This is a genomic window from Janthinobacterium sp. GW821-FHT03A03 (genome assembly GCF_059421435.1).
Genome location: NZ_JBWKUZ010000010.1, coordinates 86,221 through 110,711 on the forward strand (window position 1 = coordinate 86,221; position 24,491 = coordinate 110,711).

Sequence of the window (24,491 nt, forward strand, 5' to 3'; positions counted from 1 at the left end):
CGTCATCCCGTTCAAGGCTGGCGCCCCGGTGCGGCGATGCGCCAGCCCTTGGCCGCCTGGCGCTGGGCCAGGAAATGCGCATACAGGCCGCCCTGCGCGCGCAAGGCGGCTGGCGCGCCCTGCTCGCGCAGCACGCCGCCGTCGAGCACGACGATCCGGTCGGCCATGGCCACCGTCGACAGCTGGTGGGCGATGACGATCACCGTGCGCTTGCCGCGCAGCCGCGCCAGCGCCTCGGCGATGGCGGCCTGGTTTTCCGCGTCCAGCGCGGCCGTCGCCTCGTCGACCAGCAGTATCGGCGCATCCTTGACCAGCGCGCGGGCAATCGCGATGCGCTGGCGTTCGCCGCCGGACAGGCGCGCGCCGCCCTCGCCCACGGGCGTGTCCAGCCCCTGCGGCAGGCGGGCGATGATTTCGGCCACGCCCGCCTGGCGCGCCGCGTCAAGCACCTCGGCATCGGTGGCGCCCGGCTTGCCGAGGCGGATATTGTCGGCGATGCTGCCCTGGAACAGATAACTGTCCTGGAAGATCTGGCTGATCTGCCCTGCCAATTGCTCGCTGGACATGTGCCGCACATCGACGCCGCCCACCAGCACCGCGCCTGCACTGGCGTCAAAGAAACGCGCGATCAGGCGCACCAGGGTCGTCTTGCCGGAACCGGAAGCGCCGATCAGCGCCGTCATGCTGCCCGGCGCAATCTGCAGATTGATATCTGTCAATGCGTCGGGCTGGTCCTGTGCATAGCGGAAGTGCACATGGCGCAATTCGACCGCGCCGTCGCGCGGCGCTTGCGGCTGGTGTGCTTCCGGCAAGGGCTGCACGGCGAAAATATCGCGCGCAGCATCGAGCGGCCCGCGCGCGCCGCGCAGCACTTCGCCGTAGCTGGCCACTTCCTGCAGCGGGTCGACGAAGCGCACCACCAGCAGCAGCGCCACGATGACGGCGATGGCGTCTGCCGTTTCAAGCACACTGCCAAGGCGGCTATCGAACCACAGCGCGGCGGCGGCCAGCAGGGCGGCAAAGATGGCTTGCACGGCCCAGGCATTGAGCACCGACGACAGCGCCGACAGGTAAATGAGCCGCGTACCCGCGTGGCGCTGCCCGTCGATGGCTTGCTGCAGGAAGCGCGTGCCGTCACCGCCGAATGCGCGCAAGACGGATTGCGCTTGCGCAAACTCAACCAGGCGCTGGCTGGTCCGGGCAAAATGGCGGTGATAAGCATCGTCGGCGCGCTGGCCCAGGTGCGCCGTCAGCCGCAAGGCAGCTGCCAGGAGGGGCAGCGCCAGCAAGGCTGTCACGCCGAGCGGCCAGTGCAGCGCGAACAGCGCGGCCAGCAATACCACGGGCGTGACGGCGCCGCAGATCACGGGCGTCAGTACGTGGGCGGGCAGCTGGGCCACGTTCATCATGCCCTGCGTGATGACATGGCCCAGTTTCGCCGTGTTTTCCGGCGTGAACCAGCCGACGGGCAGACGCGCCACATGGTCGCCCAGGCGCTGGCGCGCCCCTTGCAGCACCGTCACGCCCACGCGCACGCCCGCCTTTTCCACCTGGCGCCGCCAGCCCCAGCAAGCCACCAGCCCCGCCAGCAGCACCAGCAGCCACAGGGCCGCGCCGCCCGCGTCGCCGGCCAGCAGGCGGCCCAGGGCCAGCACCAGCGCCGTGATCGTCAAGCCGCTCAGCACGCCATACGCGAGCGCCATGGCACAGTAGCGGCGGAACACGGGCGCATCGTCGCCCAGCAGTTGAATGAAGGTCTTCAGCATGATGGGGGAGCCTCTTCCGGGGATGCCTGATAGCCGCCCAGCGCCCACAATTGCGCGTAGCGGCCCTTGTCTGCGAGCAAGCTGGCATGGCTGCCCTGCTCGGCGATGGCGCCGTTGTCAACCACGACGATGTGATCGGCGTGCATGATGGTGTCGAGCCGGTGCGCGATCACGAGCAAGGTGCGGCCCCGGGCAAAGCGCGACAGCGCATCCTGGATCGCCACTTCGTTTTCCGCATCGGCCGCGGCCGTCGCTTCGTCGAGCACCAGCACGTTTGGATCAAGCAGCACGGCGCGGGCGATGCTCACGCGCTGCAGCTCGCCGCCGGACAGCTGCGCGTCCTCGCCGATGACGGAATCGTAGCCGCGTGGCAAGGCCTGGATGCGTTCGTGAATGTTCGCCAGGCGCGCCGCCGCTTCGACCTCGCGCGCGCTGGCCGATGGCCGCCCCAGCGCGATGTTCTCGCGCACGCTGGCGTGGATCAGCCGCACTTCCTGCAGCACGAAACCGATGCGCCGGTACAGCTCGGGCGTGGCGATGTGGCGCAGGTCGACGCCGCCCAGGGTGATGCGCCCCTCGGTCGGGTCGAAAAAGCGCAGCAGCAGCCGCGCCAGCGTCGACTTGCCGGAACCGGAAGCGCCGACGATGGCCGTCACCGTGCCGGGATGCAAGGTCAAATTGAAGCCGGACAACACCTTGTTCTGCCCGTCGTAGGCATAGCCCACGCCTTCCATGCGGATCTCCGTGCCGTTCGGCAACTGCTGCTGGCCGGGCGCCGGCTGCGCCAGCACGGGCGTATCGAGCAAGGCCAGTACGCGCTGGGCGGCGCCGGTGGCGTTGTTGAGGTCGTGCGTCAGGTAATGGAGCAGCAGCATGGGCGCGGAAATGCCGGGCGCCACGAGGGCGAAGGGCAGCACGTCCACGGGCGCCATCGCTCCCAGCGCCACGAACACGGTACCGGCAAGCACCACCACGCCCAGCACGGCGACGGGCGCGATCAGCGCATTGGCATTGGCCATCGAACCGACCAGCGGCCGCGTAAACGCGGCAAACGCATCGGCAAACGCATCGACGGCCGCGCGGTAGCTGCCGTGCGCGCGTCCCGTGGCGCCGAAGGCCTTGACCACGGGAATGCCGTTGACGAACTCCACCACGGCATTGTTGATGCGTCCCATGCCGGCGACGAATTGCGCCATGTTGCCGCTACTGGCCTTCATGGCCCGGCCGAAGAACAGGAAAAAACCGGGAAACGGTAATATCGCGATGAGGGCCAGGCGCCAGTCCATGGCGAACAGGTACACCACCGAGATAGCGATGGCGCCCACGGCGCGCCCCGTCGTTGTATAAAAGTGCGCGGTGAGGCTGTGCAGGGTGTTGATGTCGTCCTGCATCGCCTGCTTGACCTCGCCCGAGGCCCGGCTGGTGAACCAGCCCAGCGGCACCTGCCCCAGGCGCTGCATCGCTTGCAGGCGCAGCTGGTGGGTAAGGCGGTTGTCGGCCAGGTGGGCGGCCAGCTCGCCCAGCGACATCAGCGCCATGCCGAGGAACAGGCAGGCGACGCTGGCGATGATGATGGGCCAGATATCGCCGTGCGCCGGCGCAAAGGCGCTGTGCGCGATCCGCGCGATGCCCGCCAGCGGCGCCAGGGTCAGCATGGAACCGCTGGCGGCCAGCATGGCGGCGGCGATCAGGCGCCCGCGGATGGGCTGCAGTATCCGCCTGATGGGGCCAGGCTGTTTGGTTTCGGCCGGGGCCGCGTCATGGGTGCTCATGAAAAAAGGACAGGCATGGTGTCAAAAGAAAAGAGTGGCTCTCACCCTATATCCCGAACGAGATGACAAAACCCTCAATCGGGCCCGCAACATTGTCAGGCAGCCGCTTGCACCGTGACCCAAAAGCGCGTGCGCGCAACGATCCGCACCGGCAAGGCCAGCGCCAGGTTGTGCAGCGCGCGGTCCGTGTCGCGCAGCGAAAACACCCCGTTGACGCTCAAGCCGGCCACGGCCGGATCGCAGCGCAGCAGGCCGGGCCGGTAGCGGGCCAGTTCGGCCAGCAGCTCATCGAGGCGCATGTGGTCGGCCACCAGCACGCCCTTCGTCCAGGCCGCCGCGCTGGCCGGCACGGGGGCGGCAGACTGCACGATGTCGGCCGAGAAGACGGCACCGTAGCCCGTGGCGACGCCCACGGCGTTGCCGGGCGCATGCGCGAGGCGTATCTCGACGGCGCCCTCGAAGACGTCCACGCGCGACGTGTATTCGTCTTGCCGCAAGGTAAAACGCGTGCCGAGGGCCCGCACCGTGCCGTGGCGCCCCTGCACGCGGAACGGCCGCTGCGCCGGGTCGGGATCGTGGGCCGTGGTGACGAGGATTTCGCCGGCCCGCAAGACCAGCAGGCGCTCGCCGGCGTCGAAGCGCACGTCGACGGCGGAAGCCGAGGCCAGCATCACGCGCGTGCCATCAGGCAAGGTAATCTCGCGGACCTCGCCCGTGGCTGTGCTATGGCCAGCCGTGGCCACTTGCCAGGCGTCCGTGCCGCGCGCCGCATACAGCATGCCGCCCACGGGCAGCAGCACGGTCAGCAGTGTCAGGGCGCGGCGGCGGTTCAGGTAGGCGGCGGGAGCCGGTTCGCGCAGCGCATGGCGGGCCACGTCGCGCGGCACGCTGTGCAGCTTGCCTTCGAACGCCTGCAGGCGCTGCCAGGCGAGATCGTGGTGCGGATGGGCGGCGCGCCAGCGGGCGCAATCGGCCTGGTCCTCATCGCTGGCGTCGTCGGACCACAGGCGCGCCATCCACTGGGCCGCCTGCTGCACGATGGCCGGTGCAATCACCACTTCCATGGCTCAGGCGTCCTGCCCGTGCAGGGCCTGGTAGCAGGCCAGCAGGCCGGCGGCGATGTATTTTTCCACGGACGAGACGGACACCTGCAATTCGGCGGCGATATCGCGGTAGCTGAGGCCATCCAGCTTGCATAACAGCAATGCCGTGCGCGCCTTGGCAGGCAGCCGGTGCAGCACGGCGTCGATGTGCGCCAGCGCTTCGAGCACCAGCGCGCGCTCTTCCCCGGACGGCGCCAGCGCTTCGGGCGCCAGGGCCAGCACTTCCAGGTAGGCCGCCTCGATCTGGCGGCGGCGGTACAGGTCGATGACCATGCCGTTGGCGATCTGCGTCAGGTGGCGGCGCGATTCCCCGGCCGGCGGCACGCGCCCCGTCTTCATCAGGTGCAGGTACACATCGTGCGCCAGGTCGGCCGCATCGATGGCATTGCCCAGCTTGCGGCGCAGCAAGCCCCGCAGCCAGCCATGGTGGTCGGTGTACAGACTGCTCACTTGCTGCTGAAGCGCTAACTCGGCGGTGCTCACGATACCCTTCCTGTGGTCGATGGCCAGCGGGACGGCAGGCGCATCAATATAAATGAGAATTATTCTCATTGTATGCGAAAAAGCAAGACAGGCGCAACCGGCCGGGCCGGAACGCGCGGCATGGCAAGGCGATGGGATCAAACAAACGGGCAATAAAAAACCCTGCAAATCAATGACTTGCAGGGTTCGTTGCAGCCCCGCATGGGGCCAGGTCTGGATCAGACGTTGAACAGGAAGTTCAGCACGTCGCCATCCTTGACCACGTATTCCTTGCCTTCGGCGCGCATCTTGCCCGCTTCCTTGGCGCCTGCTTCGCCCTTGTAGGCGATGAAGTCGTCATAGGCGATGGTTTGCGCGCGGATGAAGCCGCGTTCGAAGTCAGTGTGGATCACGCCGGCCGCCTGCGGTGCCGTGGCGCCTACGGGGATGGTCCAGGCGCGCACTTCCTTCACGCCGGCCGTGAAGTAGGTTTGCAGGCCCAGCAGCTTGTAGCCGGCGCGGATCAGACGGTCCAGGCCCGGCTCTTCCATGCCCATGTCGGCCAGGAAAGCGCCCTTGTCGGCGTCATCCAGGTCGGCGATTTCCGCTTCCAGGGCCGCGCAGATGGCGACGATGGGGGCGTTTTGCGATTGCGCATACGCCGTCAGCTGGTCCAGCAGCGGGTTGTTGGTAAAACCCGAGTCGGACACGTTGGCCACGAACATGGCCGGCTTGGCCGTGATCAGGCACAAAGGCTTGATCAGTTCCATTTCGTCGGCGTCCAGGCCCATGGCGCGCACGGGCTTGGCGTCGTTCAGGTAAGGCATCATGCGTTCCATGATGGCCAGCAGCTTGGCTGCGTCCTTGTCGCCCGAGCGGGCTTTCTTGTTTTCGCGGTGGATGGCTTTTTCCACGGTGCCCATGTCGGCCAGCGCCAGTTCGGTCTGGATGACTTCGATATCGTCGAGCGGATTGATCTTGCCGGCCACGTGGATGACGTTGTCGTCTTCGAAGCAGCGCACGACGTTGACGATGGCGTCCGTTTCGCGGATGTGCGACAGGAACTGGTTGCCCAGGCCCTCGCCCTTCGATGCACCGGCTACCAGGCCGGCGATGTCGACGAATTCCACGATGGCGTTGACCATGCGTTCCGGCTTGACGATGGCGGCCAGCGCATCCATGCGCGGATCCGGCACTTCGACGACGCCGACGTTGGGCTCGATGGTGCAGAATGGATAGTTTTCAGCCGGAATGCCGGCTTTCGTCAGTGCATTGAACAGGGTGGACTTGCCGACGTTCGGCAAGCCGACGATACCGCATTGGAGACTCATGGAAAACCTTTAATTAATCAAATATTGCCGGCAAGCGGCTGGTGCAAAACGGCCGTTGCGGGCGTTTTCTGGATAATCTTGCTGTATTCATGCTCTAAGGGTCAATTGTACCTCTATGCACCCTACTCTTCAAAAAAACCGCCCCGGCGACCTTAACTGTCGCCATCCCCGTCGTCCGGCTGCGACGCATCGAATTCCAGGATGTCGCCGGGCTGGCATTCGAGCATTTCGCAGATTTTCGACAAGGTGTCGAAACGCACGCCGCGCACCTTGCCCGATTTTAAAAGGGACAGGTTCTGCTCCGTGATGCCGACAAAGGCGGCCAGTTCCTTCGATTTCACTTTTTTCCTGGCCAGCATCAGGTCGAGGCGCACGACGATGCCCATCAGATGAACCCGCTGTTTTCATCGGCCAATCTCTGGCCTTCATGCAGGATTTGCGCCAGCGCAAAGAAAACTGAACACAGCAGCAAGGTCCACAGGTCGCCGCCCGTGAGGTCGACAACCAGGCGCAGCTGGCGCGTTCCCTCTTCCAGCAAGCCGAACAGCATGCCGCGCACGGTCGGTTCCAGCAAAGTCAGCACCGTTCCCAGCAGCAAGCCGCCGGCGAAGCGGCGAAAGTGGCGCGCCACCTGCGGCGTAAAAAACACGCCCTGCTCGAACTGGCGCAAGACCAGGGCCAGCTGGCGCACGGCGTCGCCCAGCACGCACAGGGCTGGCAAGGCCAGCGCCAGGCCCAGTCCCCGCTGCCACAGGGGCATGGCGGCCAGGCGCTCGAATGGCTGGCTCTGCAATTGCAGCAGCAGTTCATACATGCCGACGCCGCCCAGGCTGCCTTGCGCGGCCGGCGCAGGCGCCAGCCAGCCCAGCACCGTCAGCAGCAGGTACAGCAGAAAGAATCCCGAAACGCCGTAGCGCACGCGCCGGCTCAGCGCCGCCGGCCCCGTCTGATTTTTTTTCATATTCAAAAGTATACGGATGCGGAAAGTGTTGCTAGAATAAATTATCGTAAAACAATAATTAGATCATGTTTTGCGAACATTTTAGCATATTCCCTTACCCTACCGACTGGAGGCACCATGAAAACCCTGCTTGCCGCACTCGTTTGCAGCACCGCCTTTTTGCTCGGCGGCGCCGCCCGCGCCCATGACTTGAACGCCATGCTGCAGCAGGCGCTGGCCGACAAGAGCGTGCCGGCCATGGCCATACTCGTGATCCGCGACGGCAAGATCGATGCGCAGGCGCAAGCTGGCCTGCGCGCCAATGCCGGCCACGACACCGTGCGCGCCGATGACGTGTGGAATATCGGCTCCAACGGCAAGGCCATGACGGTGACACTGATCGCGCGGCTGGTGGAACGGGGCGTGCTGGCGTGGGATGCGCCGCTCTCAACCATGCTGCCCGCGCTGAGTGCCGGCATGCGCGCCGAATACCGCGACGTCAATCTGATGGATCTGCTGGCGCACCGCGCCGGCCTGCCGCCCAATCCGGATGAGGCATGGATCAATTCCACTTACACGGACGCGCGCGCCTTGCCGCTGCAGCGCCTGGAATACGCGCAGCGCGCGCTGGCCGACGCGCCCGTGGCCACGCCGCGCGGCGAATCGCATTATTCGAACAGCGGCGCCATGATTGCCGCCGCCATCGCAGAACGCGTCACGGGCAAGACGTATGAAGAACTGATGCAGGCGGAAGTGTTCGGCCCGCTGGGCATGCAGGCCGCCTTCGGCCCCACCGTGCGCGGGCAGAACCTGGGCCACAAGGAAGGCAAGCCCATCGCGGGCTTAATGGCGAGCAATCCGCTGATGATGGCGCCCGACGGGGAAATTCACCTGAGCATGGCTGACTGGGCTAAGTTTGCGCTTGATCAACTGCAGGGCGAGCAGGGCAAGGGGAAATTGCTCAGGAAGGAAACGTATGTCTTGCTGCATACGGCGCAAGGCGAGACGAATGCGGCATTGGGCTGGGGCGTGATGCATTTTCCACCGCAGGCGCCGCAGCGCGTGCTCACGCATCTGGGTTCGAACGGCTACTGGCATGCGCTGATCGCCCTGGCGCCCGGCAGCGGCGACGGCTTGCTGATCGCCGCCAACGCGGGCGAAGGCAGCAGTGCCCAGGCCAGCCAGCAGCAGATGGCGAAAACCATCATGGCCGGCTTCGGCAAGGCGGGGAAATAACTACGCTGTGTGCAGCTTCATGGTGGCCGCCTCGAACTTGCCTTCGACGATCTGCGGCATGACCTGCAGGGATTTTTCTATCGCCTGCTCGATCAGTTCCTGGTCTTCGCGGCGCGGGCGGTGCAGCACGAAGTCGGCCACCTGCTGCTGCAGGCTCAGGGTGCGCGGGTGGCCGATGCCCAGGCGCAAGCGCCAGTAATCCTGCGTGCCCAGTGCGGCCGTGATGTCTTTCAAGCCATTGTGGCCGCCGGCCGAGCCGCCCTTTTTCAGGCGCGCGATGCCGGGCATCAAGTCCAGTTCATCATGCACGACAAGCACTTCATCGGCGGCAATTTTGAAAAAGCGCGCCAGCGCGCCCACGGACTGGCCCGAGCGGTTCATGAACGTCAGCGGTTCGAGCAGCCAGACTTCGTTGCCGCCGATCGAGGTTTTCGCCAGCATGGCGTTATAGCGCGAATCGCGCTGCAGCCGCGTGCCAGGCAAGCTGTTGGCAAGATTGTCCACCAGCCAGAAGCCGGCATTGTGGCGGGTTTGTTCGTATTCGGGTCCCGGGTTGCCGAGGCCGACGATCAGGCGTATGGGCATGGCTGTGTCTGCAATGTAAAAGAAAGCATTATCGGTGAAAACAGGCGGAAAAAAACCCGCGCGGCGAACCTGGCGGGTTTTTCCTTGCAACTACCGCATTGCTGCGGCGGCAAAATTACTTCTTGTCAGCAGCAACTTCAGCAGCAGCGGCTTCAGCAGCAACGTGGCCAGCCGGTACCGAAGCGGTAGCGATGGTCAGGTTGGCGCCGTGGGTGACAGCGGTCACGCCAGCTGGCAGAACCAGGTCGCCGACGTGCAGCGAGTGACCGACGTCGATGTTCGACAGGTCAACGTTGATGAATTCTGGCAGTTGGCCTGGCAGGCACGAAACTTCGATTTCGTTGGCTACGTGGCTGATGGTCGCGCCGTGCAGTTTGACTGCCGGGGAAACGTCAGAGTTTACGAAGTGCAGCGCCACTTTCACGTGGATAGCTTGCTTAGCGTCAACGCGCTGGAAGTCAGCGTGCAGAACCAGTTGTTTGTATGCGTGGACTTGGAAGTCACGCAGCAGAACTTGCTGGGAAACGCCGTCGATTTCCAGGTCCAGGATCGACGAGTGGAACACTTCTTTTTTCAACGCGTGGTACAGGGCGTTGTGATCGAGCGAGATCAGCACAGGGGCTTCAGCGCCGCCGTAGACGATACCAGGGGTTTGGCCGGAAATGCGCAGGCGGCGGCTCGCTCCGGAACCTTGCAATTCGCGTTTGAATGCGATAACTTTCATGTGAAACTCCAAGAAGAACAAGGCTTGCGCCTTGTGTTATGAGGATTCCCGCGACCAGGAATCCTCGAAAATGGGTGAAAAACACCCCGAAAACTAAAACACTGCGGCGCAACAGGCAAAAAGCCGGTCGCGCCGCAGGCATTACGTCTTTTACTGCTACGCTATTTAGTCAATAAACAGCGAGATAACCGAATCACCCTTGATGATGCGCTTGAACGTCTCGGCCAGCAGCGGCGCGCACGTCAATTGACGGATCTTGCCGCAGGCCAGGGCCGCTTCGGACAGGGGAATCGTGTCGGTCACGACCAGCTCATCGAGTGGCGAGGCCGAAATACGGTCGATCGCCGGGCCCGACAGCACCGCGTGCGTGCAATACGCCACGACTTTTTTCGCGCCGCGCTCTTTGAGCACTTCGGCAGCCTTGGTCAGGGTGCCTGCCGTGTCGACCATGTCATCCATGATCACGCAGTTGCGGCCTTCGACTTCACCGATGATGTTCATCACTTCGGACACGTTCGCTTTTGGACGGCGCTTGTCGATGATGGCCAGGTCGCAGCCCAGGCGTTTTGCCAGGGCGCGCGCACGTACCACGCCGCCGACGTCCGGCGACACGACCAGCAGATCCTGGTAGTTTTTCTTTTGCAGGTCGCCCAGCAAAATTGGCGAAGCGTAAATATTGTCGACTGGGATATCGAAGAAACCTTGAATCTGGTCGGCGTGCAGGTCCATGATCAGGACGCGCTCGACACCGGCTTCTTCCAGCATGTTCGCCACCACCTTGGCCGAAATCGCCACACGCGCGGAGCGTGGACGGCGGTCTTGGCGGGCGTAGCCGAAGTAGGGAATCGCGGCGGTGATGCGGCCGGCGGAAGCACGTTTCAAGGCATCAACCATCAGCATGATTTCCATCAAGCTGTCGTTGGTTGGAGCACAGGTGGATTGCAAAACAAAAACATCCTTGCCGCGCACGTTTTCGTTAATCTCGACCATTACTTCGCCGTCGGAGAATTTCGAAACGTTTGCTTTACCGAGAGGGATGCCGAGGTTTTTTGCGACCCCCTCTGCCAACGCTGGATTCGCGTTGCCGGTAAAAACCATCAGGTTTTCGTAAGCCATGGGAGTCCCAAGAGGTGATATAGAAGTCTTGAAAAGCACTAACCGGGCATAGGCCCGGTCAGTCATTGTTTAGAATATGCTGCGTGGCAGCATATCTGCTTTTTCCCGCACTGGACGCCAACTTCGCATCGACAGACTACGGTGAAATGGTGGCAGGGGAAGAAGGATTCGAACCTTCGCATGCTGGAATCAAAATCCAGTGCCTTAACCAGCTTGGCGATTCCCCTACGTTACTGACTGCTTGCCGTCATGTTGGCCAGCATTATACCGACTTTTTGACGCTAAGCAAAATCTTTTTTTGCTCTTTACAACATGGTGAGCATCGGGTGGCGATTCAGCGCTTTAGCCTTCCAGGCGATCCAGACTGGTGGCACATTGCTGAGCACCGCATCCGCTTCTTCCTGACTGCCAAACGCACCAAACACACAAGCACCGGAACCAGTCATCCTGGCCTCACCGTAAGCACCCAGCCATTCTACCGCATCTGCTACCGGCTTGAAAAGACTGCATGCCACTTGCTGTAAATCATTTTTACCAAACCCGCCCGCATCGTTTCCTTCTGCGAGGTGCCTGGAAAAGTCCGCTATTGTGACGGGTTCAGTATTCCTCGTCAAGCCTTCCGCGCAAAAAATTGCGGCGGTGGGTACTTGCACGCCCGGCTCGATCACCACATACCAGCATTCCGGCGTGGCGACGGGCTGCAAGGCCTCGCCCACGCCTTCGGCAAAGGCGTTTTCGCCAAAGATGAAGAACGGGATATCGGCGCCCAGCGGCAAGCCCAGCGCCATCAGTTCCTCGCGCGTCAAGCCCGCCTGCCACAGGCGGTTGAGCGCCATCAGCGCCGTGGCCGCGTCGGACGAGCCGCCGCCGAGGCCGCCGCCCATGGGCAGCACCTTGTCGATGGCGATATCGACGCCGCGCGGCAAGGCGCCCGTGCGGCGCAGCACTTCCGCCTGCAGCAATCTGGCGGCACGGATGATCAAGTCCTGCTCTTGCGGCACGCCGGCCAGCGCCGTCACCCGGTGGATGACCGTATCGTCACGCAGCGCGAAGTGCAGGGTGTCGCCATGGTCGAGCAACTGGAACACCGTCTGCAGCAGATGGTAGCCGTCGGCGCGGCGGCCGTTGACGTGCAGAAACAAGTTCAGCTTGGCCGGGGCCGGGCAGTTATTCAGGGTAGTCAACGTCATGGTGCTGGTGCGGATGGGGCGGGATCGAGCACGATGCGCAGCGAGACGGCATCGGCCTGCGCGCTGGCATTGCGTTCGGCATCGATGCGCCGCGGTTGGGGCAAGGCGCCCGGTCTAGTGTCGGCCGCATTTTGCCCTATTTCTTGCCACGACACATAGCGCAAGCGCCAGCCGTCCCTGGTCGTCACGCTGTCGTTGGCCGGTGAAGCAACGAAGCGCTTGCCGTCGGCGCCCATGGCATAGCCCTGCAGCCAGTCGCGCAAGCCCGACACGGGCAAGGACCAGCCCAGCAGCTGCGCGCTCAGGGTGTCGACGTCGGGCGCGCTGCGCGGCGCCTTGCCGCTCTGCGTCAACACGGCCTCGCGCGGCGTGACGGCAATCGTCGCCAGCGTGCTGCCCACGGGCGAATACAGGGTCACGTCCGTGCGCTCGGCCGTCTGCTGCCAGTTGAAATTGACGGTGGCCGATTCGGGCTTGTCATCCTTCTGGTAGACGACGTTCAGGCGGCCCGTCAGCTCCAGTTGCTCACGGTAGGGCGCGACGGTAGTAGCGGATGGCGCGGCGCCGGACGAGAATGGGGAACTCAGGGTCGAGCAGGCCGAGAGGGCCAGGCAGGCGAGCGTCAGGGGAAAGAGTTTTTTTAACATGGGCACAAGGAAAAACCAGCGCCATGGCGCTGGTTTTTTATAGTTGAATTAATCGATACAATCACAAACTGACATTCAGGCGCGCCAGGGTGCTTTTCAGCGCATCGTTTTTCGGGTCCTTGCCTTGCGCTTCGCGCCACAGCTTTTGCGCTTCGGCCTTGTCGCCCTTCTGCCACAGCACTTCGCCCAGGTGGACGGCGATTTCCGGGTCGCTGCGCACGGCATAGGCGCGGCGCAACGCACTTTCGGCGGCAGCCAGGTTGCCCATGCGGAACTGCACCCAGCCCATGCTGTCCATGATGAAGGGGTCGCCGGGCGCCATCTGCAAGGCTTTTTCGATCAGCGCATGGGCTTCCTGCAGGCGGATGCCCCGTTCGGCCAGCGAGTAGCCCAGGGCGTTATACGCATGCTGGTTGTCGGGCGCCAGCGCCATCACGCGGCGCAGGCTGGCCTCCATCAGGTCCAGCTTGTCGAGACGCTCGGCCAGCAAGGCGTAGTCGTACAGCAATTCAGGATTGTCGGGGAAGCGCAGCAGCGCGTTTTCCAGCACCGTGTAGGCGCTTTGCACATAGCCGGCGTCGCGCAGGAATTGCGCGTCGACCAGCAGCACCTGCGCCTTGTTGGCCGGATCGTCCGTTTCGATTTCCGTCAGCGCCTTGCGCGCCGCATCGAGATTGCCGCCACGGGCGATCAGCTGGGCGCGGCGCAGGCGGGCATCGAAATAGCCGCTTGATTCGCGGTTGTCGATCTTGTCCAGCCAGGCGATGGCGCCGGCCGTGTCGCCGCGCGTCTCGGCGATCTGCGACAAGATCATCAGGGCCTTGAACGGATCGCGCGCGTCGCCGGGCGATTTGTCGAGCACGGCCAGGAAGCGCTTGAAGTACTGCTCGGCGCCCTTGGTGTCTTCCAGCTGCAGCGCCACGATGCCGAGCGCGTACAGGCCGCCCACGTTATCGGGCTGGCTTTTCAGCAGCAGCAGGAACTGCTCGCGCGCCGGCTCCAGCTGCTTCTGCTCGACCAGCAGGCGCGCATAGGCGCCGCGCACCTCGACGGCGTCCGGATTCTTCTGCAGGAAGGCGGCCAGCACCTTGCCAGCCGCCTCGGGCTCGCCCGTCACCTGCGCCAGGGTCAGCACGGCCAGTTCGGAATTGGGCTTGATGGCCAGCGCCTTGTTCGCCTCGCCGATGGCGCGGTCACGCTCGCCGATCGACAGGGCGCCCTGCGCCAGTACCAGGTGGGCCTCGAACATGTCCAGGTAGGGCTGTACCAGGCGCGTCACCATCGAGTAGGCATACAGCTTGTCATTCGCCCGCGACAGGATCTGCTGCATCTGGAACAGGGCCACGCCGCGCGCCCCCGCCGGCGCATTGGCCAGGCGTTCGGCAAAAATCGGCTCCGCCTCTTCGATCTTGTCCGTCAGGACGACGAAACCGAGGAAAAACTGCGTCGCCTCGTCGGATGCAGGCGCCAGCTCGCGCCACAGGCGGATGGCCGCCAGCGCCTCGCCGCCCTGCTTGGCCGCCAGCGCCATTTCGGAGGCGCGGCGCGCCAGGCGCGGATCGCGCGTCTGCTGCGCCGCCACCATCATCGTCACGTACGGCCCTTGCCACTGCCCGCTCTTGAATTCCATTTCCGCCTTGGTCAGCTTGTACAGCAGGTCGCTGCTCAGTTCGACCTTGGGCAAGCCCTCCGCCTTGGCGTCCGCCTGGGCGTCGGCATCCGGTTCCTGCTGCGCGGCGGGCGCGGACGCAGAGGGGCTGGCCGCGGCATCGGCAGGGGCGGCAGGCGTCTGCGCCATGGCATGCGTGGCCATCAGGGCGGACAAGGTTACAATGGCGAAAGCGTTTTTCAAAGGCTGATCCTGGCTAAACGGCAAAGTTTGATTCTACGCCCAACCCGCAGATTGCGTACTTCACGTATGTAACGAAATATATACGCTGGCGTGACGTATGCTCTCCGGGCCAGCCATCAGCCGGCGGCCCGCCTGTTTTTATCCGCATTTTATCCGTTCGAGCCCTATGCCAGAATTGCCAGAAGTCGAAGTTACACGGCGCGGTGTCGCGCCCCATCTCGAAGGGCGCGCCGTGCGTTCCGTCGTGCTGCGCCGCGACGGCCTGCGCTGGCCCTTCCCCCCTGCCCTGGGCGAGCAACTGTCCGGGCAAACCATCGGCCTGACGGGACGGCGCGGCAAATACCTGCTGATCCACTTCCGGCACGGCACGCTGATTATCCACCTGGGCATGTCGGGCCACCTGCGCGTGCTGCCGCCCGGGACGGAAGCGCAAAAACACGACCATTTTGATCTGATCGTGGAAGACGCCGACGGCGACCAGCATGTGCTGCGCATGACGGACCCGCGCCGCTTCGGCGCCGTGCTGTGGCACGACGAGGCCGACGGTCCGCTGGATGGCCACGTACTGCTGCGCGGCCTGGGCACGGAACCGCTCGAGGGCGGCTTCACGGGCCAGCTGCTGTTCGAAAAAACGCGCAACAAGGGCACCAACATCAAGCAGGTGCTGATGGCGGGCGACATCGTCGTCGGCGTGGGCAATATCTACTGTTCCGAAAGCCTGTTTCGCGCGGGGATCAACCCGAAGACGCCGGCCAGGCGCATTGGCCTGGCCCGCTATGAGAAACTGGCGCAGGCGATCCGCGACGTGCTGGCCGAAGCCATCGTGCAAGGCGGCAGCACCCTGCGCGACTTCATTGGCGTAAACGGCCAGTCCGGCTATTTCCAGCAGACGTATTACACGTACAACCGGGCGGGCAAGCCCTGCCGCGTGTGCGGCGCGCCTATCCGGCAAATCGTGCAGGGACAGCGTTCCACGTTTTATTGCGTGAATTGCCAGAAATAGCGCGTCAAAAGCAGGTCATTATTAAAGGGAGCCAGATGGTCAGGGACTTGGAACAATACAGCGCATGGCGCCAGGACGTGCTGGCCGCCTTGCAGGCTTACCGGCAGGCCGCCAGCGCGGCAGGCCTGGTCGACGGCGCCTCCGCGCTGCGCCTGGCCCGCTGTGGCTCCCGCCTGCTCGATGACCGTTTATCTGTCGCCTTCGTGGCGGAATTCTCGCGCGGCAAATCCGAGCTGATCAACGCCATTTTCTTTGCCGATTACGGCCAGCGCATCCTGCCGTCCGGGGCGGGGCGCACCACCATGTGTCCCACCGAACTGCTGTACGACGCGGCGTGGCAGCCGTCGATCCGCCTGCTGCCCATCGAGACACGCGCGCAGAACCTGTCGACCAGCGACTACCGCGACCTGCCCGCCGCCTGGACCGTCCTGCCCCTGAACATCGACGCGGGCGGCGACATGCAGGAAGCCATCCGCCAGGTTAGCCTGACGAAAAAAGTCAGCATCGAGGAAGCCGCGCGCTACGGCCTGTACGACGCCGACGACGCGGACGCGCCCGCGATGGTCGATGAGGACGGCCAGGTGGAAATCTCGATGTGGCGCCACGCCATCATCAACTTCCCCCATCCGCTGCTGAAACAGGGCCTGGTCATCCTCGACACGCCCGGCCTGAACGCCATCGGCACGGAGCCGGAACTGACCCTGAACCTGATTCCGAACGCGCACGCGGTGCTGTTCATCCTGGCGGCCGACACGGGCGTGACGCGCAGCGATATCGAGGTCTGGCGCAATCATATCGGTGCCGGCGCCGGACGTCTGGTCGTACTCAACAAGATCGACAGCATGTGGGACGAATTGCGCGGCGACGCCGAGGTGGCGCAAGCGATCGAGCGCCAGCAGGCCAGCGTGGCACATTTGCTGACCCTGGACGCTGGCCAGGTGTTCCCCGTCTCGGCGCAGAAAGCCCTGGTGGGCAAGATCAACCACGACGTCGCGCTGCTGGAAAAAAGCCGCCTGCAGGCGCTGGAGACGGCCCTGTTCGAAGAACTGATCCCTGCGCGCAAGGACATCATCCGGCGCCAGCTGGCGTTCGACGTCGATGCCATCGAAGCGGCGCAACAGGTGCAGTATGCGGCGCGCGCGCGCGGCGGCGCCGAGCAGCTGCATGAGCTGCATAGCCTGCGCGGCAAGAACCAGAGCGTGATCGCGCACATGATGCGGCGCATCGATATCGAGAAAAAGGAGTTCGACAGCAGCCTGTTCAAGCTGCAAGCGACGCGCGCCGTGTTTACCCGCCTGTCGACGGAGCTGTACACGAGTCTGGGCATGGACATCGTGCGCGACGACATCGACGCCGTGCGCACGGCAATGCAGCGCAGCCGTTTTTTCACTGGCCTGCGCGAAGCCATGCGCCAGTACTTCGAACGCATCGCCAGCAACCTGGAGCGGTCTGAAGGCAAGACGGCCGAAATCATGGCAATGATGCAGGTGATGTACGGCAAATTCGCCACCGAACATGGCCTGGCATTGGCCGCGCCGATGCCGTTTTCGCTGGCCCGCTATCGCCAGGAAATCGACGATATCGAAGCCGTGTACCACAAGCAGTTCGGTACGGCCACCCTGCTCACCACCAGCAGGACTGTGCTGATGGAAAAATTCTTCGACACCATCGCCTCGCGCGTGCGCCGCAGTTTCACCAACGCCAACGACGACGCCAGCGCCTGGCTGAAAGTCATCATGGCACCGCTGGAAGCACAGATCGTCGAATACAAGGAGCAGCTGAAACTGCGCTTTGCCTCGATCCAGCGCATCCATGACGCCACCGGCAGCCTGGAACAGAAAATCGCCGGCTTTGAAGCCAGCCTGGCGGCGCTCGAACGCGACAAGGCGCAGCTGGCGCAATTGCTGGCCGCCTTGCGCGCCGCCAGCGCCGCATGAACCCTGCACACTGAATACAACACTGGAATCCTGCATGAAACGTCTGCTGCATCCGCTCTCGCCCGCCACGGACGGGGCACCCCTGGAAAATTATAGCGACCCGACTTTTTCCGCCACCGTCATCGCCTGGCAAAAGCAGCATGGCCGCCACGCGCTGCCCTGGCAAAATACGCGTGACGCCTACCTGATCTGGCTGTCCGAAATCATGCTGCAGCAAACGCAGGTGACGGCCGTCCTCGCTTACTACGCGCGCTTCCTCGAACGCTTCCCCACCCTGCGCGACCTCGCTGGCGCGCCGGTGGAAGACGTGATGGCGCAGTGGAGCGGCCTCGGTTACTACACGCGGGCGCGCAACCTGCACAAATGCGCGCAGCGCGTGGTGGCCGAATACGACGGCGTCTTCCCCAGCGACCCGCTGCTACTGGCCGACCTGCCCGGCATCGGCCGCTCGACGGCCGCCGCCATCTCCGCGTTTTCCAGCGGCACGCGCGCGGCCATCATGGACGGCAACGTCAAGCGCGTGTTTGCGCGCACCTTCGGCATCGACGCCTATCCCGGCGAAAAACGGGTCGAAGAAGCCATGTGGCGCCGCGCCGAGGCACTGCTGCCGGAAACCGGCATTGAAGCCTACACGCAGGGCCTGATGGACTTCGGCGCCACCCTGTGCACGCGCAGCAGTCCCGATTGCGGCCGCTGCCCCCTGCAAGCGCGCTGCGTGGCCTACGCCACCGGCCGCACCAAGGATCTGCCGGTGCGCAAGCCGAAGAAAACCAGTCCTGAGAAACACGCCGTCATGCTGGCCATCATCGACGACAGCCAGGTACTGCTGGAGCAGCGCCCCGGTTCCGGCATCTGGGGCGGCTTGCTGTCGCTGCCCGAACTCGATGGCCATGTGCTGGCCGATGAAGATACAACGCGAGAAATAGACCAGCAGGCGCTGGCGCACGCCGTGGCGCCCTTCGGCGAAATCGAAACGCAGGAGCGCTTGCTGCCCATCGTGCACGTATTTACCCACTACAAGCTGCACATCGTCCCCTGCCGCATCACCCTGGCACGCCGCCTGACGCTGGCCGGGGAAGCGACGCACGTCTGGTACGACGGCGCGAAAATCGCCGACGCGCCGCTGCCGGCGCCCATCAAGAAGCTGCTGCTCGACCTGTTCGGCGATGCGCGCGCGGCGCAGCGCAGCATGTTCTAGTGCGGCGTTTTTTACTGTTCGCGCTGACGGCGCTGTGTTTGCATGGCGTTCAAGCGGCTGACGCGCTGCCGGAGGTACGCATCGGTGTGCTGGCCTACAAGGGCGGCGACGCCGTGCAGCAGGACTGGTCGTATGTGACGCGCCACCTGCAGGCCAGCATTCCCGGCATCCGTTTTATCCTGGCCGACTACGACCAGGCCGGATTGACGCGGGCCGTGCAGTCGCAGGCCATCGCCTTTGCCATCACCAGCAGCGGCCACTACGTGGCGCTCGAACACAGCGACGGCGCCAGCCGCATCGCCACGCTCGAATCGCCATGGACGGACTCGCCGCGCCAGGCCATCGGCTCGGCCATCGTCGTGCGCAGCGCGTCGCCGCTGCACGACCTGGCCGACCTGGCGGGCAAGAACGTGATGGCCGTGGCGCCCGACGCGTTTGGCGGCTACCAGATCGCCGCGCGCGAACTGCGGGAAGCGGGCATCGATCCCACGCACGATTTTGCCAGCCTGCGCTACAGCGGTTTTCCCTCGCAGCAGATCGTCGAGGCCGTGCGTGCGGGCCGCATGGATGCCGGCATCGTGCGCACCTGTTTGCTGGAACAGATGGTGGCGCGCGGCGAAGTACGGGCCGAGGAACTGCGCGTGATCACCACGCGTCCGATTCCCGGCTTTCGCTGCGCCAGCTCGTCGCGGCTGTATCCGGACTGGCCCTTCGTGGCTCTGCGCCAGACGCCGCCAGCGCTGGCGAAAAAAGTGGCGCAGGCCCTGCTGGCCATGCCGCGCACCAGCGAAGGCTACAGCTGGACGGTGCCCAGCGACTACCAGATTGTCGATGAACTGTTCCGCGAACTGCGCATCGGCCCCTACGCCTACCTGGACAAGCTGACGTTCGAGACGGCGCTGCGCCGCTACTGGGGCTGGATGCTGCTGGTGCTGGCCCTGCTGGTGGCCTGGGCCGTGCATACGGTGCGCGTGGAATACCTGGTCAGCCGGCGCACGGAGCAATTGCGCGCGGCGCAGCACCAGCAGCGCGCGCTGGAAGAACAGGCGCGCCAGCGCCAGGCCACGCTCGACCACACGGCGCGCCTGGCCATCCTGGGCGAGATGGCCAGCGCCATCGCGCATGAATTGAACCAGCCGCTGGCGGCCATCGGCAATTTCGCGCGCGGCATGGCGCGCCGCATCACGGCGGGCCGGCTGGACGCGGCCCCGCTGCTCGACGGCGCGCAGGAAATCGCCACCCAAAGCGAACGCGCGGGCGCCATCATCCGTCACATCCGCGCGATGGCGCAAAAACGTCCCGCGCACAGCACGGCCTTCGCCCTGGCCGACGCCGTGGAGCAAGCGGTGTCCCTGTTCCGCGCAGCCCATCCACAGGCGCAGATCAGCTGGCGTCACGAAACGCTCCGCGCTGGGCCGCGCGTGCTGGCTGACCCGCAGCAAGTGCAGCAGGTGCTGCTCAATTTGCTCAAGAATGCGCTCGACGCGCAGGTGGAAAACGACCATCCGCAGCACCCGATTGGCGTGCTGCTGCACCGCGAAAACGGCGCCTGTACGGTGGCCGTGCGCGACGCCGGCTGCGGCCTCGATACGGCGCAGATGGCGCGCCTGTTTGAACCGTTTTTCACCACCAAGGCCGAAGGCCTGGGCCTGGGCATGTCCCTCAGCAAGAGCATCATCGAGTCGTTTGGCGGCAGCCTGTCGGCCCACGCCAACGCCGATGCGCCTGGCTTGACGGTCTGGTTCCGCCTGCCCGAAGATACGCATATGGAAGTAGATAAGGAAACACCATGAATGAAAGCGATGCGATCATCTTTGTCGTCGACGACGACGCCGCCATGCGCCGCTCGCTGGCCTATCTGTTCGATTCGGCCGGTTGGAAAGTGGAGGCTTTCGAGTCCGCGCGCGACTTCCTGCAACGCTACGATGGCCATGTACCGGGCTGTTTGCTGCTCGACGTGCGCATGCCCCTGATGAGCGGACTGGAACTGCAACAGGAACTGTCGCGTCACGCAATTTCCCTGCCCGTGATTTTCCTCAGCGGCCACGGCGACCTGGCCATGGCCGTGCAGACGATGAAGGCGGGCGCCTGCGACTTTCTGGAAAAACCGTGCAAGGACCAGGTGCTGCTGGACGCCGTCACGCGCGCCATCACGCGCAGCATCGACGAAAGCCGCCGCGCCGCCAGCGCGACGACGGCGCAAACGGCTCTGGCCACCCTGACGGTGCGCGAGCGCGAAGTGGCGCTGCTGATGGCCGAGGGAAAAGCCTCGAAAGTCATCGCCCGCGAGCTGGGTATCAGCGACAAGACGGTGCAGGTGCACCGTCATAACACGATGGAAAAGCTGGGCCTGCACTCAGCAGCCGAGGTAGCCCGGCTGCTGATGGCCTGTGGAGAGCTTTAAGCCCGCACGATGCGCGCCGGCAGACCTTGCCGCACCGACGTGCCGGAGACCGGATCGACAAACACGTTCTTGTCGCCGCGGCTCGGGTCCGTCAGCCCCAGGTCGTTCAGGTTGATGCCCGCGCCGATGGCCGGTTCATCGGGCTGGCGCAACTTGCCGATGCGATGCGCGCGCGCGCCATGCTCCTTGTGGCCGAAACCGTGTTCGACGGCGATCACGCCGCGCTGCACGCCGTGGCGCAGCATCACCGTGGCCCTAGCCCTGCCGCCCGGCGTTTCCAGGTAAATCTGGTCGCCATTCTCCAGCTTCAGGCGCGCCGCATCGTCGGGATGCACGGCGACAGGGTTGTCCGGATGGATGCCGCGCAAGCGCCGCGCGCCGATGCTGTAGGAATTCTGCAGCGCCGATTTAAAACTGATCAACTCGAACGGCCATTCGCTGGCCGGGTAGGTTTTGCGCACGGGCGTGCCATCGGCAAATGCCGCCACTCGCCACGCGGGCGTGCCGGGGAAACGCTTGCCGCTCAAGCTGTTCTTGCTCACGCCCAGCCCCTCGTTGTACAGCATCATGGGCTTCAGGTAGCGGTGCGTGGACCAGTCCTGCGGATACGGCGTCTCGTCGGCCACCGGAACGGGAGCCGCCGGCGCCTTGGCATTCGCTGGCGGCGGCAGGCGCAGGCCGAACATCTCGCCATAGCTCTGGTAGCGCCCTCCCCGCGCCAGCATGAAGGCCACCTTGCGCCACTCTTCCGGCTTCAGGGTGCGTTCCAGTTCGGGGCGGATGCGCGCCACGCCGGACAGCGCGATATCGTCATCGCTGGCCTCCGGCACGGCCGTCTTGCCCTGCCAGGCAATGTTGGCGCCGCCGCGCAAATACCAGTCTTCCGCACGCTGAAGGGGGAAGCGCTGGCCATCCATGTCCTGCAAGGCATCGGGGCCGAAGCCGGGCAAGGCCATCGTTTTTGCCAGCGCGATGAAGAACGATTCCATGCAGATGGTCTGGCCGTCCGGCGTTTTTTGCACGCGCGGTTCGACCACTGGCCAGCGCGCCGTGCTCATTTTGACGGGCATGCCGCCCCAGGCGCCGGCCCAGCCCCAGCTTTCGTACAGCAAGGTATCGGGCAGCAGGTAGTCGGCAAAGGCCGAGCTTTCATTAATGAAGGGGTCGATGGCGACGATCAGGGGAATCTTCTTCGGATCGGCCAGTTCCTTGCCGATCTGCGCGCGCAAGCCCGTGATGCCGTACACCGGATTGCAGCTCCATAGTATCAGCGCCTTCAAGGCGTACGGGTAGCCGTTCATGGCGCTGGTGAGCCACTCGGTCGCCAGTGCGGGCGCGTTCGGATACCACGGCGCCCTGGCCGGATATGCCTTGCCCGCTTCTTTTTTCAGCTTGAATTCCGAGGTTTTTTCATACGGCACATTGCGCCCGATCGGCATGCCGGATGTCTTGATCTCGCCGTCGAAACTCTCGAGGTTGTAACGCGGACCGGGTCCCGCATCCTTGAAGCTGCCGCCATTGACCAGGGTGCCGCCCTTGCGGTTCAAGTTACCGATCAGGGTGTTGAGCATGACCAGCGCGTACGCGTTGTAAAAGCCGGCGCCCGACATCATGCCGCCGTGTGCATTGACGGCCGCGCGCTTGCCATGGCTGGTCAGTTCATGCGCCAGGCCTTCGATGACGTCGAGCGGGATGCCGCAGGCGCTGGAATAGTCTGCCATGCTGTGGCGCTGCGATTCCTCGTTGAGCATCGTCATGGCCGTCTTCAGGTGCAGCGGCGCGCCAGCCACCTCCAGCGGGGCGTCGAAGAACAGGCGCGCCTCGCCCTTGGCGGCGTTGTGCGGCACGATCGCTTGCGTGGCCGCGTCGATCACGCAAAATGCGTCGCCATCCTTGTAGCGCTCCTCTTCCGGCAGCTCCACCGCGCCGATGTCCGATGCGCGCAGATAGCGCCCATCGCGCGGATGCCCCTTCTCGTTGATGATCAAATGCGTGGCATTGCACCAGGCAGCCTCGCCCGCCGCTTCCGCCACCTTCAGGTTCGGTTGCACGAGGAAGTTGCGGTCATAGCGTTCATGCTCGATGATCCAGCGGATCATGGCCATGGCCAGCGCGCCATCCGTGCCCGGCTTGATCGGCACCCAGCGGCTGCGGTCGCCCGCGGCCAGGCTGTCCGCATTCGTCAGCACGGGGTCGACGACAACGTAGCTGAATTCGCGCTTGCCCGAACGGGCCTTGGCGATCAAGGTGCCCTGGCGCTTGAATGGATTGCCCGCATTGCCCGGCGCCGTGCCGACAAAGATGCAAAATTCCGTGTTTTCCAGGTCTACTTTCGCATGCGGCATTTTCTTCATGTCGCCGAACATGGCGCCCGAGCCGCTGCGGTAGGCGCCGCCGCAATACGAGCCGTGGTTGACCAGGTTCAAACTGCCGTACGACTGCTTGAAAAAGCGCGTACCGAACGCCAGGCGGCCATCGTCGGTGCTGCACATCAGGCCCACCTGGTTGACTTGCGGACCCAGTTCCGGCTGCGCCGGATCGATCGGTTTTTCCAGCTCGCGCAAGGCGCGCAAGCCCTGCACATGGCCTTCGCCAAACAGGTCGCCGCCTTCCGTCACCTCCTTGACCAGCTGGTCGAAGGCGATCGGCTCCCACTGGCCTCCGCCGCGCGGCCCCACGCGCTTCATGGGCGCCAGCACGCGGAACGGCGACTCCATCTGTTCCAGCACGCCATTGCCGCGGCCGCAAGCGGTGGAACGTCCCTTCAAGCCCTTTTCCTCGAAACGCGACAGGGAAATAAAGCTGTCGCGTATCGGTGTCTGATACGGCAGTGCCGGATCGGCCGACAGGGGGCTGTAGGGATTGCCCGCCACGCGCAGCACCTTGCCGCTTTTTTTATCCAGGCGCACGCGCACGCCGCAGAACGTGGTGCAGCCCATGCACATGGTGTAGCTGACCTGCTGGTCCGGATTGAGCGTCAGCTTGCCCGTGGCCGTGTCGACGGAAAACTCGGGCGCCAGGGAATTGCCGTGCAAGCGCTGTACGGGTTTGTCCTTGCCCAGCGCATGGTCGACCATGCGGCCGGCCGTGGTGGAAAAGCCGGCGGCAAACGCGGCCAGGCCGCCGCCGATGGCGCCGTAGCGCAGCAGCTTGCGGCGCTTTTCGTTTTCGTCTCCAGGGACGTCGGTATTTGCGTTGTCGTGTATTTGATCGTTCATCTTTGAC

At 64.4% G+C, this 24,491-nt stretch carries 20 protein-coding genes and 1 tRNA gene; 6 read left to right on the forward strand and 15 right to left on the reverse strand.

The window, feature by feature from the left end:
* Positions 1–11 precede the first annotated feature (11 nt).
* The 7 genes from AC07VI_RS18680 to AC07VI_RS18710 form a co-directional block, all read right to left on the reverse strand.
* Complete coding sequence (locus AC07VI_RS18680) at positions 12–1,766, reverse strand: ABC transporter ATP-binding protein (protein ID WP_086145750.1); 1,755 nt, start codon at positions 1,764–1,766, stop codon at positions 12–14.
* Positions 1,760–3,538 (reverse strand): ABC transporter ATP-binding protein, encoded by a 1,779-nt coding sequence (locus AC07VI_RS18685; protein WP_086145749.1) that lies wholly within the window; start codon positions 3,536–3,538, stop codon positions 1,760–1,762. Before AC07VI_RS18685 ends, AC07VI_RS18680 begins: the two co-directional genes overlap by 7 nt.
* A gap of 95 nt (positions 3,539–3,633) precedes the next feature.
* Entirely contained in the window at positions 3,634–4,602 is a 969-nt protein-coding gene (locus tag AC07VI_RS18690) for a FecR domain-containing protein (RefSeq protein WP_086145748.1), read from the reverse strand.
* Positions 4,603–4,605: 3 nt separating this feature from the next.
* Positions 4,606–5,124, reverse strand: coding sequence for a sigma-70 family RNA polymerase sigma factor (locus AC07VI_RS18695; protein ID WP_086145747.1), 519 nt, complete (start codon positions 5,122–5,124; stop codon positions 4,606–4,608).
* A gap of 218 nt (positions 5,125–5,342) precedes the next feature.
* On the reverse strand, positions 5,343–6,434 hold the full coding sequence (ychF, locus tag AC07VI_RS18700) for a redox-regulated ATPase YchF (protein ID WP_086145737.1): 1,092 nt from the start codon (positions 6,432–6,434) through the stop codon (positions 5,343–5,345).
* Positions 6,435–6,586: 152 nt separating this feature from the next.
* The gene (locus tag AC07VI_RS18705) at positions 6,587–6,820 is read right to left on the reverse strand and encodes a helix-turn-helix domain-containing protein (RefSeq protein WP_086145736.1); all 234 of its coding nucleotides are present in this window, start codon (positions 6,818–6,820) and stop codon (positions 6,587–6,589) included.
* Positions 6,820–7,395: a hypothetical protein gene (locus AC07VI_RS18710; RefSeq protein WP_086145735.1), complete on the reverse strand. Its 576-nt coding sequence runs from the start codon at positions 7,393–7,395 to the stop codon at positions 6,820–6,822. The genes AC07VI_RS18705 and AC07VI_RS18710 overlap by 1 nt, the downstream gene beginning before the upstream one ends.
* Before the next feature lie 117 nt (positions 7,396–7,512).
* Between AC07VI_RS18710 and AC07VI_RS18715 the strand changes: the two genes are divergently transcribed.
* Positions 7,513–8,610 carry a serine hydrolase domain-containing protein gene (locus tag AC07VI_RS18715; protein ID WP_492992281.1) on the forward strand — a complete coding sequence of 366 codons (1,098 nt, stop codon included), beginning with the start codon at positions 7,513–7,515 and terminating at the stop codon, positions 8,608–8,610.
* Here the strand turns inward: AC07VI_RS18715 and pth are convergent, their stop codons facing one another.
* From pth to AC07VI_RS18750, 7 genes are all read right to left on the reverse strand, one after another.
* The gene (gene pth, locus AC07VI_RS18720) at positions 8,611–9,195 is read right to left on the reverse strand and encodes an aminoacyl-tRNA hydrolase (RefSeq protein WP_086145733.1); all 585 of its coding nucleotides are present in this window, start codon (positions 9,193–9,195) and stop codon (positions 8,611–8,613) included.
* 115 nt (positions 9,196–9,310) lie between these two features.
* Positions 9,311–9,919: a 50S ribosomal protein L25/general stress protein Ctc gene (locus AC07VI_RS18725; RefSeq protein ID WP_492992278.1), complete on the reverse strand. Its 609-nt coding sequence runs from the start codon at positions 9,917–9,919 to the stop codon at positions 9,311–9,313.
* Positions 9,920–10,084: 165 nt separating this feature from the next.
* The gene (locus tag AC07VI_RS18730; protein ID WP_034753270.1) at positions 10,085–11,035 is read right to left on the reverse strand and encodes a ribose-phosphate pyrophosphokinase; all 951 of its coding nucleotides are present in this window, start codon (positions 11,033–11,035) and stop codon (positions 10,085–10,087) included.
* A 150-nt stretch (positions 11,036–11,185) separates the two neighbouring features.
* Positions 11,186–11,262 (reverse strand) — tRNA-Gln (locus AC07VI_RS18735).
* A 78-nt stretch (positions 11,263–11,340) separates the two neighbouring features.
* On the reverse strand, positions 11,341–12,225 hold the full coding sequence (gene ispE / locus AC07VI_RS18740; RefSeq protein ID WP_086145732.1) for a 4-(cytidine 5'-diphospho)-2-C-methyl-D-erythritol kinase: 885 nt from the start codon (positions 12,223–12,225) through the stop codon (positions 11,341–11,343).
* Positions 12,222–12,872: an outer membrane lipoprotein LolB gene (locus AC07VI_RS18745; RefSeq protein WP_086145731.1), complete on the reverse strand. Its 651-nt coding sequence runs from the start codon at positions 12,870–12,872 to the stop codon at positions 12,222–12,224. Before AC07VI_RS18745 ends, ispE begins: the two co-directional genes overlap by 4 nt.
* Positions 12,873–12,933: 61 nt before the next feature.
* The gene (locus AC07VI_RS18750) at positions 12,934–14,724 is read right to left on the reverse strand and encodes a tetratricopeptide repeat protein (RefSeq protein WP_086145730.1); all 1,791 of its coding nucleotides are present in this window, start codon (positions 14,722–14,724) and stop codon (positions 12,934–12,936) included.
* 166 nt (positions 14,725–14,890) lie between these two features.
* Between AC07VI_RS18750 and mutM the strand changes: the two genes are divergently transcribed.
* From mutM to AC07VI_RS18775, 5 genes are read left to right on the forward strand one after another with little or no spacing between them, the layout of a single operon-like run.
* On the forward strand, positions 14,891–15,727 hold the full coding sequence (gene mutM / locus AC07VI_RS18755) for a bifunctional DNA-formamidopyrimidine glycosylase/DNA-(apurinic or apyrimidinic site) lyase (protein ID WP_099375275.1): 837 nt from the start codon (positions 14,891–14,893) through the stop codon (positions 15,725–15,727).
* 35 nt (positions 15,728–15,762) lie between these two features.
* Positions 15,763–17,664, forward strand: coding sequence for a dynamin family protein (locus AC07VI_RS18760; RefSeq protein ID WP_086145728.1), 1,902 nt, complete (start codon positions 15,763–15,765; stop codon positions 17,662–17,664).
* Between the two features lie 34 nt (positions 17,665–17,698).
* Entirely contained in the window at positions 17,699–18,862 is a 1,164-nt protein-coding gene (gene mutY, locus AC07VI_RS18765; RefSeq protein ID WP_086145727.1) for an A/G-specific adenine glycosylase, read from the forward strand.
* Complete coding sequence (locus AC07VI_RS18770) at positions 18,862–20,655, forward strand: sensor histidine kinase (RefSeq protein ID WP_086145726.1); 1,794 nt, start codon at positions 18,862–18,864, stop codon at positions 20,653–20,655. The genes mutY and AC07VI_RS18770 overlap by 1 nt, the downstream gene beginning before the upstream one ends.
* Positions 20,652–21,266, forward strand: a complete 615-nt coding sequence (locus tag AC07VI_RS18775) for a response regulator transcription factor (protein WP_086145725.1) — start codon at positions 20,652–20,654, stop codon at positions 21,264–21,266. Before AC07VI_RS18770 ends, AC07VI_RS18775 begins: the two co-directional genes overlap by 4 nt.
* On the opposite strand, the gene AC07VI_RS18780 is transcribed toward AC07VI_RS18775, so the two are convergent.
* A complete protein-coding gene (locus AC07VI_RS18780) occupies positions 21,263–24,484 on the reverse strand; it encodes a molybdopterin dinucleotide binding domain-containing protein (protein WP_086145724.1) in 3,222 nt (1,073 codons plus the stop codon). The two genes, AC07VI_RS18775 and AC07VI_RS18780, sit on opposite strands and share 4 nt — an antisense overlap.
* Between the last annotated feature and the right edge of the window lie 7 nt (positions 24,485–24,491).

What these genes read in the sequence shown, in the direction of transcription:
- AC07VI_RS18780 (WP_086145724.1), bottom strand. Translation starts at nt 24,484, where the DNA reads ATGAACGATCAAATACACGACAACGCAAATACCGACGTCCCTGGAGAC.
- AC07VI_RS18705 (WP_086145736.1), bottom strand. Translation starts at nt 6,820, where the DNA reads ATGGGCATCGTCGTGCGCCTCGACCTGATGCTGGCCAGGAAAAAAGTG.
- AC07VI_RS18775 (WP_086145725.1), top strand. Translation starts at nt 20,652, where the DNA reads ATGAATGAAAGCGATGCGATCATCTTTGTCGTCGACGACGACGCCGCC.
- AC07VI_RS18745 (WP_086145731.1), bottom strand. Translation starts at nt 12,872, where the DNA reads ATGTTAAAAAAACTCTTTCCCCTGACGCTCGCCTGCCTGGCCCTCTCG.
- AC07VI_RS18725 (WP_492992278.1), bottom strand. Translation starts at nt 9,919, where the DNA reads ATGAAAGTTATCGCATTCAAACGCGAATTGCAAGGTTCCGGAGCGAGC.
- mutM (WP_099375275.1), top strand. Translation starts at nt 14,891, where the DNA reads ATGCCAGAATTGCCAGAAGTCGAAGTTACACGGCGCGGTGTCGCGCCC.
- ispE (WP_086145732.1), bottom strand. Translation starts at nt 12,225, where the DNA reads ATGACGTTGACTACCCTGAATAACTGCCCGGCCCCGGCCAAGCTGAAC.
- AC07VI_RS18715 (WP_492992281.1), top strand. Translation starts at nt 7,513, where the DNA reads ATGAAAACCCTGCTTGCCGCACTCGTTTGCAGCACCGCCTTTTTGCTC.
- AC07VI_RS18685 (WP_086145749.1), bottom strand. Translation starts at nt 3,538, where the DNA reads ATGAGCACCCATGACGCGGCCCCGGCCGAAACCAAACAGCCTGGCCCC.
- AC07VI_RS18690 (WP_086145748.1), bottom strand. Translation starts at nt 4,602, where the DNA reads ATGGAAGTGGTGATTGCACCGGCCATCGTGCAGCAGGCGGCCCAGTGG.
- AC07VI_RS18710 (WP_086145735.1), bottom strand. Translation starts at nt 7,395, where the DNA reads ATGAAAAAAAATCAGACGGGGCCGGCGGCGCTGAGCCGGCGCGTGCGC.
- pth (WP_086145733.1), bottom strand. Translation starts at nt 9,195, where the DNA reads ATGCCCATACGCCTGATCGTCGGCCTCGGCAACCCGGGACCCGAATAC.
- AC07VI_RS18680 (WP_086145750.1), bottom strand. Translation starts at nt 1,766, where the DNA reads ATGCTGAAGACCTTCATTCAACTGCTGGGCGACGATGCGCCCGTGTTC.
- ychF (WP_086145737.1), bottom strand. Translation starts at nt 6,434, where the DNA reads ATGAGTCTCCAATGCGGTATCGTCGGCTTGCCGAACGTCGGCAAGTCC.
- mutY (WP_086145727.1), top strand. Translation starts at nt 17,699, where the DNA reads ATGAAACGTCTGCTGCATCCGCTCTCGCCCGCCACGGACGGGGCACCC.
- AC07VI_RS18730 (WP_034753270.1), bottom strand. Translation starts at nt 11,035, where the DNA reads ATGGCTTACGAAAACCTGATGGTTTTTACCGGCAACGCGAATCCAGCG.
- AC07VI_RS18760 (WP_086145728.1), top strand. Translation starts at nt 15,763, where the DNA reads ATGGTCAGGGACTTGGAACAATACAGCGCATGGCGCCAGGACGTGCTG.